Origin of the sequence: Paraburkholderia gardini (assembly GCF_907164575.1) — a bacterium.
Lineage (GTDB): Bacteria > Pseudomonadota > Gammaproteobacteria > Burkholderiales > Burkholderiaceae > Paraburkholderia > Paraburkholderia gardini.
On record NZ_CAJQYY010000006.1, the window covers coordinates 15,398 to 27,567 of the forward strand.

14 protein-coding genes and 2 pseudogenes are annotated in these 12,170 nt (G+C 59.1%); 12 read left to right on the forward strand and 4 right to left on the reverse strand.

Features of this window, described 5'->3' with window-relative positions; all coding sequences use genetic code 11:
- Positions 1-2 precede the first annotated feature (2 nt).
- Both LPA34_RS06425 and LPA34_RS06430 read left to right on the forward strand, forming a co-directional pair.
- Positions 3-572, forward strand: coding sequence for a class I SAM-dependent methyltransferase (locus LPA34_RS06425; protein WP_267478172.1), 570 nt, complete (start codon positions 3-5; stop codon positions 570-572).
- Positions 573-736: 164 nt separating this feature from the next.
- Positions 737-1,378 carry a peroxiredoxin gene (locus LPA34_RS06430; protein WP_228976152.1) on the forward strand — a complete coding sequence of 214 codons (642 nt, stop codon included), beginning with the start codon at positions 737-739 and terminating at the stop codon, positions 1,376-1,378.
- A 200-nt stretch (positions 1,379-1,578) separates the two neighbouring features.
- On the opposite strand, the gene hmpA is transcribed toward LPA34_RS06430, so the two are convergent.
- Positions 1,579-2,784 (reverse strand): NO-inducible flavohemoprotein, encoded by a 1,206-nt coding sequence (gene hmpA, locus LPA34_RS06435; RefSeq protein ID WP_228976473.1) that lies wholly within the window; start codon positions 2,782-2,784, stop codon positions 1,579-1,581.
- Positions 2,785-2,906: 122 nt separating this feature from the next.
- Here hmpA and LPA34_RS06440 point away from each other — a divergent pair.
- The 6 genes and pseudogenes from LPA34_RS06440 to LPA34_RS06465 all read left to right on the forward strand — a co-directional run.
- Positions 2,907-3,234 (forward strand): annotated as a pseudogene (locus LPA34_RS06440) (cbb3-type cytochrome c oxidase subunit I); the annotation flags it as partial.
- A gap of 58 nt (positions 3,235-3,292) precedes the next feature.
- Positions 3,293-3,481 (forward strand): copper chaperone, encoded by a 189-nt coding sequence (locus LPA34_RS06445; protein WP_228976154.1) that lies wholly within the window; start codon positions 3,293-3,295, stop codon positions 3,479-3,481.
- Positions 3,482-3,808: 327 nt separating this feature from the next.
- Positions 3,809-4,432: a uracil-DNA glycosylase family protein gene (locus LPA34_RS06450; protein ID WP_228976156.1), complete on the forward strand. Its 624-nt coding sequence runs from the start codon at positions 3,809-3,811 to the stop codon at positions 4,430-4,432.
- A 35-nt stretch (positions 4,433-4,467) separates the two neighbouring features.
- Positions 4,468-4,854, forward strand: coding sequence for a DUF488 domain-containing protein (locus LPA34_RS06455; RefSeq protein ID WP_228976158.1), 387 nt, complete (start codon positions 4,468-4,470; stop codon positions 4,852-4,854).
- Positions 4,855-5,270: 416 nt separating this feature from the next.
- On the forward strand, positions 5,271-5,456 hold the full coding sequence (locus LPA34_RS06460; protein ID WP_228976160.1) for a hypothetical protein: 186 nt from the start codon (positions 5,271-5,273) through the stop codon (positions 5,454-5,456).
- 71 nt (positions 5,457-5,527) lie between these two features.
- Positions 5,528-5,983 carry a universal stress protein gene (locus tag LPA34_RS06465; protein WP_228976162.1) on the forward strand — a complete coding sequence of 152 codons (456 nt, stop codon included), beginning with the start codon at positions 5,528-5,530 and terminating at the stop codon, positions 5,981-5,983.
- Here the strand turns inward: LPA34_RS06465 and LPA34_RS06470 are convergent.
- The gene (locus tag LPA34_RS06470; protein WP_228976164.1) at positions 5,952-6,284 is read right to left on the reverse strand and encodes a DUF1840 domain-containing protein; all 333 of its coding nucleotides are present in this window, start codon (positions 6,282-6,284) and stop codon (positions 5,952-5,954) included. The genes LPA34_RS06465 and LPA34_RS06470 overlap by 32 nt on opposite strands.
- A 550-nt stretch (positions 6,285-6,834) precedes the next feature.
- On the opposite strand from LPA34_RS06470, the gene LPA34_RS06475 reads away from it, so the two are divergent.
- From LPA34_RS06475 to cysM, 4 genes and pseudogenes are all read left to right on the forward strand, one after another.
- On the forward strand, positions 6,835-7,248 hold the full coding sequence (locus tag LPA34_RS06475) for a MarR family winged helix-turn-helix transcriptional regulator (RefSeq protein ID WP_228976167.1): 414 nt from the start codon (positions 6,835-6,837) through the stop codon (positions 7,246-7,248).
- 18 nt (positions 7,249-7,266) lie between these two features.
- Positions 7,267-7,598: pseudogene (locus tag LPA34_RS06480) on the forward strand (chloride channel protein); the annotation flags it as partial.
- A gap of 963 nt (positions 7,599-8,561) precedes the next feature.
- A complete protein-coding gene (locus LPA34_RS06485; protein ID WP_228976171.1) occupies positions 8,562-9,044 on the forward strand; it encodes a universal stress protein in 483 nt (160 codons plus the stop codon).
- A 70-nt stretch (positions 9,045-9,114) separates the two neighbouring features.
- Complete coding sequence (gene cysM / locus LPA34_RS06490) at positions 9,115-10,017, forward strand: cysteine synthase CysM (protein WP_228976173.1); 903 nt, start codon at positions 9,115-9,117, stop codon at positions 10,015-10,017.
- 508 nt (positions 10,018-10,525) lie between these two features.
- On the opposite strand, the gene LPA34_RS06495 is transcribed toward cysM, so the two are convergent.
- On the reverse strand, positions 10,526-11,827 hold the full coding sequence (locus LPA34_RS06495) for an MFS transporter (RefSeq protein ID WP_228976175.1): 1,302 nt from the start codon (positions 11,825-11,827) through the stop codon (positions 10,526-10,528).
- A complete protein-coding gene (locus LPA34_RS06500; protein ID WP_228976177.1) occupies positions 11,824-12,165 on the reverse strand; it encodes a hypothetical protein in 342 nt (113 codons plus the stop codon). The genes LPA34_RS06495 and LPA34_RS06500 overlap by 4 nt, the downstream gene beginning before the upstream one ends.
- Positions 12,166-12,170 lie beyond the last annotated feature (5 nt).

Below are 12,170 nucleotides of genomic sequence, written 5' to 3' on the forward strand. Positions count from 1 at the left end.
CCCTGTCTAACACCAGAAAAACGGAGAAGTCGGACTATCGGGACGTCAAGGGTCAGTTCGACCGGATCACGAGCGTCGGCATGTTCGAACACGTCGGCCGCGAGAATCTGCCGGACTACTTCACGCGCGTGCAGAAGCGCCTCGCCGACGATGGCGTCATCATGAATCACGGCATTACATCGACCGATCCGGGCAGCGGCGAAGCAGCGTACGGCGGCGGTGAATTCATCGACAGGTACGTGTTTCCCGACGGCGAGCTTCCCCACCTCAGCCTTGCGCTGAATGCGATGCAGGAGGGCGGGCTCGAAGCCTTCGACGTCGAAAACCTGCGTCGCCGCTATGCAAGGACCCTGCGGCTCTGGAGCGATAACTACGAAGCTCATGCATCGACGCTGCGCAAGATGGTCGACGAGGAGAAGTACCGCATCTGGCGTATCTATCTGGCGGGCTGCGCCTACGCGTTCGAGAACGACGATGTCGCCATTTACCAGATCGTTGGGCGCAAGGCGGGCCGTCGGGCCGACACACTGCCCTGGTCTCGCCGCTATATCTATCAGGGAGATTCCCACTGACGCAAAAAACCTGCGCGACCGGCAAGGTCGGGACCGGCGACGGCCCGGTGCGTTGAAACCGCGCACATCCCGTGCAAAACCGGCCTCCGGTCACGCGATAAAAAGCCTGCCGTACCGAAAACTTCAGCCCCTGGTCAGGGCGTTCCACATGAGAGGTCAATGTCATGAGCACTATCCGTCTGGGCGATACCGTGCCCGACTTCGAGCAGGACACGTCGATGGGCCATATCAGGTTTCATGAATGGGCCGGTGACACCTGGGTCGTTCTCTTTTCCCATCCCGCGGATTTCACCCCGGTCTGCACCACTGAGTTGGGGCTGACCGGAAAGCTGCAGCCCGAATTCGAAAAACGCAACGTCAAGGCCATCGCCCTTTCGGTGGACGACGTCGAGTCGCACAAGGCGTGGAGGAAGGATATCGAAGCAACACAGAAGACGGTCGTCGGCTTTCCCATCATTGCCGACAAGGACCGGAAAGTCGCCACGCTCTACGACATGATTCACCCGAATCAGTCGGGAACGGCGACGGTACGCGCCGTCTTTATCATCGATCCGCAGAAGAAGCTGCGCCTGACGCTCACCTACCCCTTGAGCATCGGCCGCAACTTCGACGAGATCCTGCGCGCTATCGACGCGCTGCAGTTGAGTGATGCCTGCAATATCGCAACGCCTGGCAACTGGAAAAATGGCGACGACGTGATCATCCCGCTCACGTTTCAGGACGAGGACGTCATCAAACAGAAGTTTCCGAAGGGATATCGCGCCGAGCGGCCTTACCTGCGCTTCACGCCGCAACCGGACAAGTAAGCGGCTGGCTGGCGCCCGGTCGATGACGCCCGGAGTAGCGTGCCGGCGCTCCTGACAATGCCGCCTGTTGATCCGGCAACAAGATGTCCGGAGGGTACCGCGTCAGTGCCCTCCGGTTTCACCCTGCGCCTTTCCTCATCGCGAGGATCAAGCTACGGCTCCGAGGGCCGTAGACCGCCTCGAACGAGATCGCTCCCCTGCTAGCCGAGCATGCCTGAACCGAAAATCTCGGTATGGACGCGCGCTGCCTCGACTCCGAGACGACCAAGAGTTTCCTTCTGCTCGATCATGAACGGCAATGGGCCGCACACATAGAAGTCAGCGCCAGCGATCAGCTCTTCGTCAACCAGCGACGACAGGTCGATCCGGCCGGTCGCATCGTAGTCGGTGCCGGGAATATCGTCTTCACCGACCGCCTCATAATAGACGTGCTTCGAGAGCATCCTGCGACGAGTCGCACATTCATTCACCCAGTCCTTGAATGCGTGGACGCGACCGTTGCGGCACGCATGCGCGAACACGATCCGTCGATCGTTCCGATCCTGAACCAGAAACGAAAGCATTGAGATCATTGGTGTGATGCCAACACCGCCGCTCACTAGCACCACCGGCGTATGTTTTGTCGTATCGAGTGCAAAGACCCCTGCGGGCGCGCTGACCTCGAGCAACGCACCTACGTTGACGCCATCATGCAGTACGTTCGAGATGACACCGGGTGTCGTCTCAATGTTGCCCGGTTCACGTTTTACCGAAATGCGCAGGTAATTGCTGTTGGGTGCATCCGATAAACTATATTGACGTGGTTGTTCATAGCCGAGCACGTCGATGTAACGCTTTACGCTTACATACTGACCTGGCTTGAAGCGACCCGGCGATCTGCCGTCGACCGGTTCCAGATAGAACGAGGAGATCTCATCGCTTTCGTGAACCTTGCGAACCACGGTAAAAGGGCGAAACCCTTCCCAGTCGGCAAGATCGTACAGCTTTCTTTCGACCCCGATCATCAGGCCCGCAAGCTGCGCATAGGCGGCCGACCATGCGTCGACAGTCTCGGCGTCGACTGCGTCGCCCAGTACCTCCACGATCGACGCGAGCAGATGCTCGCCGACGATGTCGTATTGCGCGGGCGCGATGTTCAGGCTGACGTGCTTGTTCGCAATGTGCGCGACGGCTGGACCAAGCGCGTCGATATTGTCGATGTGTGCAGCGTAGGCCCATACCGCGTGCGCGAGTGTCTCCGCCTGGTTCCCGTTTTTCTGGTTCGTTTGATTGAAAACGTTCCTGAGCTCCGGATGATGCGTGAACAGCCGTCGATAGAAATGTTTTGTGATCGTCACGCCATGTTCGGCAAGAACGGGAGCCGTGGATTTGACCTTCTTCATCTGTGTGGGAGTGAGTTGCGTCATGATGTCCTTCCGCCTAAAGATGCACAAATGATGCATTATTTGTGCACGATCCGCGGTGGGCGTTTTGTCGCACGATAAGGCGATATCCAAGCCGCCTCCCGGCGGTCATGGCGAGGCCGGACTGGTCCACAAAGTGGACCGGGTACATAACGAACCGGGAGGCAAGATCCACTTCTGGGGCACGATGATCACGTTCAACCTCACGTTCTTCCCCGTACACTTTCCGGGCCTGGCCGGTATGCCGCGTCGATGTTCAGACTATCCAGAACAGTTCAAGGATTTCAATCATGTGGCAACAATTAGCGCGTTTGGCTTTGGACTGCTGCAGGTGTATTTTCTATTTTTCGTCGCATTGCCCACTTATCGCGGAGTCGGCCACGAGAAGGCGGCCGGAAAGCCATGGGAAGGCGCGAAGGGCGCGAATGGACGGTCTCAGGCCCTGCGGATTTCACCCATCCTCGGGTAAGCAACCAGAGTGCTCCCCATCACTGGTGTAAAGGAACAACGGATGAAATTCGAAGTAAAGAACATGACGGGTGGCGATGACTCGCGCGTCATTGCTAAAGCGATCGGCAGCGTCCATCCGGATGCGAAGGTCGACGTCGACGAAAGCACGCGCTGCGTCACAGTGGGCTCATGGCTGCTGGCGGAAGAATTCCTGATCGCATTCGAGGAAGCTGGTACAACGTGCGGATAACGGAAGGCTAGCGCCGCTCGCTGCCAGTCCGTTTTGGGGAGGTGATTCATGAACCAGCCCAGGTACCCTGCATCAAGTGCGGCGATCGCGGTGGCCGACGCGCACGTCACGCAATTCCCCTGCTGCATACGCGGCCCTGTCAGGACGGACGCTGGAAGCGGGGCAACTGAACAGGAAATCATGGAGGCCATCCGGGTTGCTGCTGAAATGCGCGCTGACGTGCCATATGCGCATTCAGTGCTGACGCTCGAAACGATGGACGTTCAACCCATACTCACATCCCGCGCACGATACACGACGACGAGCCCCACATAGAGCAATCAGACAGTGAACAAGCATAAGCGTCCACCTTCTTCCCTCGCAAGCCTTCTGACCGATGTGCGTGCCTGTCGGGTATGTTCGCAATATCTGCCACTCGGCCCTCGCCCGATCGTACGCGCTGGAGCGGATGCACGCATTCTCATTGTCGGTCAGGCACCGGGTGCCCGCGTGCATGAATCGGGCATTCCATGGAACGACGCCAGCGGCGATCGCTTACGCAAATGGCTCGGCGTCGACGTCGCCACATTCATGGACGAGTCGCAGTTCGCCATTATTCCAATGGGATTCTGTTATCCGGGGCGAGGCAATGGCGGCGACAAACCGCCGCGCCGTGAGTGCGCGCAATTATGGCTCGACAGCCTGCTTGAGAAGCTGCCGGAGATCCAGCTAACCTTGCTGATCGGGCAATATTCGCAACGTCATTTTCTGGGGAGCGACCGCAAGCCGTCGCTAACTGAAACGGTCAGGGCCTGGCGAGAATACGCACCCGCCTTCATTCCGTTGCCGCACCCGTCACCGCGTAACCAGGCGTGGTTTCAGCGACACGTCTGGTTCGAAAGCGAGGTACTCCCGATGCTGCGTGAAAGGATCGACCAGCTCGTGACGCATGGCGTGAGTCAGAACGGATAACACGCATCGAAACGTTTTCCAGAACGGAGCAAGACATGCCACGCACGAACCGGAAAAAATCGAAAATCCTCGTCAAACGGGCCTATGAAGATGCCAGGCCGGAAGATGGTTACCGTGTGCTCGTCGACCGCATCTGGCCTCGCGGGCTAAGCAAGGCGACGCTTGAACTCGATCAGTGGGAGCGCGACCTCGCGCCAGGCACGGAACTGCGCAAATGGTTTGGCCACGATCCGAAGCGATGGGACGCCTTTCAGCAACGCTACCGAAGCGAACTTGAAAGTGAAGAGATGCAGGAACGTATGCGACACCTGCTAGCCGAAGCGGACGGCCAGACCATCACGCTCGTTTATGGCGCAAAGGACGAGGAGCACAATCAGGCAATCGTTCTCCAGAGCGTATTGTCGAGTCTGAATGGAGGATGACGCTCGCAGCGTGCTCATGTTTTCGACGAGGTTCGATACCGCGCGAACGGACGGGCAGATCGGCAGCGGACACGTTGCCCTGCGTAGCGTGCGCCCGGCGGACAGAGAACATCACTGATCAGGGATCGCACGGCTCGCCTCTGGCACTCGCGGAATGCCCGCGAACTGAACGGAATGCAGGCACTCCGGCCAGATACCCGATTCGCCTGGTAGTCACGCAATAATCTCTGCGAATGCCGCCCGGTTTCCGTGTCCCATCCTTGCGATTTTCCATCCTGCCATCGCCATATGTGTTGCGTTGGCAACACCCGGTCCGCCCGGTCATATATATCACTTCATGATATATAATTGAATGCAAGCCCTCGCGGTCTCGCGCGCGTGAGGCACCCAGTTCGTTACGACACGAGGGAGGTATCGTGATCATTAACAACGACTTCGAAATCGGCTATCTGCTGGTTGCATTCGCATTGCTGGGCATCATTCTCATCGGCAGTCTGTTCAGCATGCTGCATCTCGAGCGGTGGCATCCGAGACTCATAGGCGCGGCACTCGGCGCACTACTCGGCTTCGTGCTGATCGAAGCGGTGCCGATGTTCACCTGAACCGGTTCACGGCAAAACCCATTCGGGCGCGCAATCCAGAAGGCGCAGCGAAACCTGGCAAAGGACTGACGATGACCCCGTTCAACCGGATCCTGCTCTGCTACGACGGCACGCCGGAAGGGCAGCTTGCGTTGCGCTGCGGCGCAGCACTCGCGCAGCAACTCCAGGCTGAAACCCATCTGCTGTCGATTCTCGATTGCTCGTACTGGTCGAGTGGATTCGACGTTCTGTCCGCGATGAAATTCGAAGTCGATGAGCAGGCGGCGCGGGAAACACTGCGCGAGGGCATTGACCGTCTGCAGGCATGGGGTGTGGCCGCGACGGGCCACTATTCGACAGGAAACGCGGTCGACCAGATTTCCCGTCTGGCCAATTCATTGAAGGTCGACCTGATCGTCATCGGACATCACCCACATGGCTTTTTTGCGCGCTGGTGGACCGGAGAAAACCACGCATTGCTGCTCAACCGCGTGTCGTGCGGCGTCCTGTTCGAGGTCACTGAAGCGCGCGCGGAATCTTCCAGATGATGTCGGCATTGTGTTCGCGGGCTTCACGCATCATGTCGAGAAACGACCAGGCTGGCTGCGAAAGTCCACTGCCAGATTCCTGACCGTGTTCGCGGGGGAATTGCAGCGATTCGAGGGCAAGCTCCGCTTTTTCGTCATCGGAGATAGCCGCTTCAACACGCCTGATCGCGCCGGGTAGTTCGTCGTGCAGGATGACACCACGCGCATCGAGCCGTTTGCCGACGAGCCCCAGCAGATACTGGGCAAGCTCCCTGAGCATCACGACATCAGGCGTTGCGGGCGATTGAAACGTGATCAGCATGATGGCTCCTTGATTTGATCTTATTGCACGATCGCACCGGAAAGCCGTTGAGCAAAACGAATGAGGCGCGTCTCGACGATGCAGACGGAAAGGCCTCGGATCTACCCACGGCGATGCTCTCGTGGAAGTGAGGCAACGCATCTTTCACACTGTGACGACAGCGAGGGCCTTCAGGATGGCTGGCATTGCGCATCGGAGCGAAGCACGGCGTCCCCATCGGTACGCGCAATCCGGGCAAATCATCGTTGTAGTTTCATCCGGACTGCTCCTGCTCAAGGTCCAGCCACCAGAAGGCCTGCCATCATTTTATATCACGACATGATTTATTAGGGCTGGAAATAGCATCTATTGACGTTCCTTGCGACAGCCGTCGAACTGTTTTGACTCTATGGTCAACCCGCTTCTGCTGCACTGCCGCAGTCCGAACCACTTTTTATACCACGACGAAATATACCTGGCATAGCCACCGTTCCGTTGCCAGATTGAATTCAGATATAAATATCATAATTTGATATAATTTACGTTTCCCCTGTTTCTCGACGGAGCGCCGATGAAAGCCCTCGCTCGCAGCTTGACCAAGACAGACTTCGAGCAACTATCCGAGTTTCGCTATCAGATGCGGCGCTTCGAGCGTTTTTCTGAACAGGCCGCCCAGCACGAGGACATCACGCCATTGCAGTATTTGCTGCTCCTGCACATCAAGGGCTACCCGAAGCGCGACTGGGCGACCGTCGGCGAACTCGCGGAACGGTTCCAGGCGCAGCATCACGGCGTAGTCGCGCTCGTGTCCCGCTGTGAGGCGCTCGATCTCGTCCGCAGAAAAGTCAGTGAGACAGACCGGCGGCAGGTCGAGGTCCATTTGCTGAAAGCGGGCGAGCAAGTGCTTGCCCGTCTCGCCGAGATGCATCGTACCGAACTGAAGTCGCTCGACGGCGCCTTTAACGTCCCCCAGATTGATTTTTGAGTCACAGCGCGTTTCGATATCCGTAAGCGCGACTTTTCCATCAATACGCGGCTTGCCGGCATTTCCGCGCTCGCCGCGGCGATCGGCACGCTCAGCACGTTCGCGGTGTTCGTGCTGCCGGGCCTGATTCACCTGTTCACCAGCCTGTTTTCTTCCAGGAATTTTCGTTTGCGAACCGCTCGCGGGCCCTTAATGCACTGGGGATCCCGGTGGTAATCATTCCGGTAACCGGCGGCCTCATCGCCGGCTTCATGGCGCGCTACGGCCCGGAGAAGATTCGTGGGCACGGCATTCCGGAAACAATTGAAGCCATCCTGTTCGGCAATTGCTTCAAAGACGCGCGCCTCGCAGACCGTAACCAGGAAGGCGGGAACGCGGGAACGCGGCTCGCTCACGTGACATCGAACACCCTATCCACGATCCGACCGGTTGCGGATCGCGTGCGCACCGGATGCCCGGATACTTTGTGCAGACGGAAATCGTCGTGTCAAAATATGTACCGGCGGTTTTGTCCTTTCCTGCACGAATCATCATCGCGCGAAATCGATGCCGCAGTGTGCGACGTATCCAGATTCGACGGCACCCGCTGCAATCGGATGATCGCGAACGTACTATCACGGGTAGCTGGCGATGATGGCCACGACACTTGCACACCAACGATATAAATCCCCTCCTCTCCCCGGAGCCTCTCACTGTGTCCTGGCGATACTGGGCATTCTCTGCGTGGTCGCAAGCCCGGGTGCGCAAGCGCGGGCAATCAGGATCGTATCGGGTAGCGACGGCATGAACTGCGGAGCGCCACGAGGCAACGCGACTCATGACCTCGCCCGTCAGTGCGACGGTCTCCAGACTTGCCGGTACGTACTGCACAAGGGAATCACGGGTGCTCCATCCATGAGCTGCCACAAGGACTTTCGAGCCGAATGGCGGTGTACCGACACCGAATTCCACACCGCCGCGCTTAGCCCTGAAGCAGGGTCGAGCAGTACCCTTGTACTGAGTTGCGTCGAAGAGACCGGCCCAGGCAGATAGACGCCGCAGTGCAAACGGCTCACGAAAAATACCTGGTTTGCCTGGGTACCTGACGGCATCTCGAACGGCATGAGCCATTCGGGGTCGTGCGGGCTCCAGCCAGAACCCTTCGCGCGATTGGGGCAGAACATATATATCACAAAGTGATATATAATGATTTTGACACAGTGCGCTCCCCGAGGCTGGGCAGCAGCACGCGTGAGCAGTGGCCATTCATGCGGCGGCGTAGCCGCTGCCCGGCTGCTGGATAGTGGGTATCTCGAATCGGAGCGAATGACGATATGCCTGCGTTCGGGCGCATCCTGTTGTGCTATGACGCAACCCGTGAGGGGCGGCGAGCATTGCGTCATGGCGCCTCACTGGCCGGGCAGGTCAAGGCGGAAACGCACCTGCTTGCTGTCCTGAATAGCTCGACGTGGCAGCAAGGGACCGAGATTGCGTCGACCGTACCGCTCGATGTCCTGGAACAGTCTGCGAGAGAGATCCTTCGCGATGGAATCGAAAAGCTCGCCGCGCGTGGAATCATCGCAACGGCCCATTTCGCGATTGGCGATCCTCTGGAGCAGATTCCGCTTTTTGCCAATGAACTGAAAGTCGACCTGATCGTCGTTGGACATCGCCGAAGCGGTCGGGTCAGGCGATGGTGGAGCGGCAAGAACGACGGATTGCTGCTGGACAGGGTTTCCTGCGCCGTGCTCGTCGCCATGGAGCCGGAAGACGCGGATACACACGAGCCGGTAGAGGTGCTCTCCGCTCGCGTGTAAGCGCATCGTGAAAAACTCGTCGCCAGACGGCTGGACAGCCATGACTCAGACCGCGCCAATACTTCGGAACATGACTTACAGAACCATTGAAAGTGTCATTGGCAACACGTCGCTCGTCGAACTCGTTCGTCTTCCCGATGAAACGATCCGGGCGCGCAACAATGTCATCCTCGGCAAGCTGGAGGGCAACAACCCTGCGGGTTCAGTCAAGGATCGCGCCGCGCTGTCGATGATCAAGGGGGCTGAGCGTCGCGGACGCATACGGCCTGGCGACGTACTGATCGAAGCGACCAGTGGCAACACCGGCATTGCGCTAGCCATGGTGGCCGCCCTGCGCGGCTACCGGATGGTGCTGCTCATGCCGGAGGATGTTTCCGTCGAGCGGTGTCGCAGCATGGCAGCGTATGGCGCCGAAATAATCCTGACGCCGGCCAAGGGCGGCATGGAGTGTGCGCGGGACATCGCCGGGCAGATGGAACGGGAAGGCAAGGGAATCGTCCTCGACCAGTTCTCCAATCCGGATAACCCGCTTGCTCACTACGAAGGAACCGGTCCCGAGATCTGGCGTGAAACACAGGGACGCATCACTCATTTCGTTTCGGCCATGGGAACGACCGGGACCATCATGGGCGTGAGCCGGTTTCTGAAAGAGCAGAATTCCGCCGTGCAGATCGTGGGGGCCCAGCCTGAAGAAGGCTCACGCATTCCAGGCATACGCAAATGGTCCGACGGATATCTGCCGGCATTCTTTGAGCCCACACGAATCGATCGGACCGAGTCGGTGAGTCAGGCGGCGGCCGAAACCACAGCGCGTCGCCTTGCTGCGCTCGAGGGAATCTTTTGTGGAATTTCAGCGGGTGGTGCGTGCGCCGTCGCAATGCGCATCGCTCAGGAGGTCGAGAACGCGACGATCGTGTTCGTCGTTTGTGATCGAGGCGACCGTTACCTGTCAACAGGCGTGTTTCCAGCGTGATGAACATCGCGAAGGCCGGCCTGGCGCTACCTGCAACCTGCTGCTTCTCGTGCAGAAGGGGGCGATAGCACGAGCGATCAGCCTGGCAGGTGAATATAACCGGCAACACGGAATGCGATCCCGCTTTCACACGGTGACGGACTTGAGCGCAATCTCAGGAGATGGAGCCGATCATGAGCGCCGACGAGGCCTGGGTATGGCTGATTGCACTGGTGGCTGTGTGTTGCGTCCTCGGCGTCGCGCTGTCTGAACTTCTCCGCGATGCCAACTCCGAACCTGTATCGCGTCTGCACACGACAGGATTGCCGGATCGGCAAGATAGCGCGTCTCCCACCAGGGTGGGAAAAAGCGTCGCAAGCCGCCAACCGCCAGCACTTCCGTGGCGTAGATGTATCAGGTGGCCAAAGACACGACGGAGAACGCATCGTCCCTGACGGCCATGCCCTTCAGTAACAGCCTGATCCGTCCGGCGCTCTCGCTATCGAATGGCAACAGCACCCTGCCAGAGTCAGGAGTGATCCACTAACCGCCCATCGGCTGCAGCCTCAGCCTCCGCCCCGGCTCTCGCGAAACTGACACGAATACGCGCCCCTTCCCTGAACACACGTAACTCACCACGCTTCATCAGATACCGGATCGCAACGATCGCCGCGGCAAAACCAGACGCCGCACCGACCACGAGCGCCCAGCGCGGGCCAAAATGATCGGCCACCCAGCCAACGACAGGTGCACCGAGCGGCGTACCGCCCAGCGCGATGGCCAGCAGGATCGCGACGACACGTCCACGCATCTCGGGCTCGGTTGCCAGTTGCACGTAGCTGTTCGTCGACGTCGTGACCGTCTGCGCCGAAACGCCGATCATCACGAGCACCGCGCCGAACAGCCAGTAGGTCGGCATGAGCGCAGCCAGTCCGCAGCCCAGGCCGAAAACCGCCGACGCCAGCAGCAATAGCGTGATGTGAGGTCGCGCGCGACGGGCCGAAAGGAGTGCGCCACTGACCGAGCCGATTGCCATGATCGACGTCAGCAACCCGTACTCGCTGGCCCCCGCGTGAAATGCCGTGACGGACATCGTCGCGATGAAAATCGGAAAATTGAGTCCGAACGTGCCGATCAGGAAAAGCATCAATAGAACGGCTTTAAGATCAGGGCGCTTCCAGACGTAACGGAAACCATCGGCAAGACTGCCGCGGGTGTGCGCGACCCTGCTCTTCCGATAAAGCTCGTCCAGACGAAGAAATCGTAGCGAGCCAAGCACGGCCACGAACGACGCCGCGTTGATCAGGAACACCCATCCCATACCCACTGCCGCGATCAGGACGCCGGCCACGGCGGGACCGATCATTCGCGCTGCGTTGAACGACGTCGAATTGAGCGCCACGGCGTTCGACAGATCGGCCTCGCCGACCAGCTCCGACACGAACGTCTGACGCGCGGGCGAATCGAACGCGGTGACGCATCCGAGCAGAAACGCAAATACATACACGTGCCACAACTGCACGAATCCCGCGACTGTCAGTATTCCAAGGCCGAGCGCCAGCGCGCCCATTGAACCCTGTGTGGCGAACAGCAGTCTGCGCCGGTCGAGATGGTCGGCCGCATAGCCTGTCAAGGGCAACAGGAGCATCTGCGGCCCGAACTGCAACGACATCACGATGCCGACGGCGGTCGCGTTGTGATGCGTCAGTTGTGTCAGCACCAGCCAGTCCTGCGCCGTGCGCTGCATCCACGTCCCGACGTTGGACACGATCGCCCCGCTCGCCCATACCCGATAGTTGTATCCGCGCAGCGAACGGAATGTGCCGCTCACCTGCCCGCTCCCGGCTCGAGTGGCGCATTGCCGCCGTTAAACCGTCCAAACTGGCGTGCGAGTATCAAGCTCATCAATAACAGGCCCAGTCCCGTCGAAACAGCATATGCCATGGAGAACAGGTCCGCGCTGCCGACACGGCACAACAGCAGCCAGGCAACGACAAGATTGAAACCACCCCACAGCACGTTCATCGTCGAAGACGAAAGTCCTTCACCAGGCGGTTTCGCAAACGGCGTCTGAAACGCACGTCCCATCACGCCGCTCACGAAATGCGGAACGGCATTGGCCAAAAACGCACCGCCAAAGAACCACGAAACCAGGTGAATCCAGTTCATCGTCA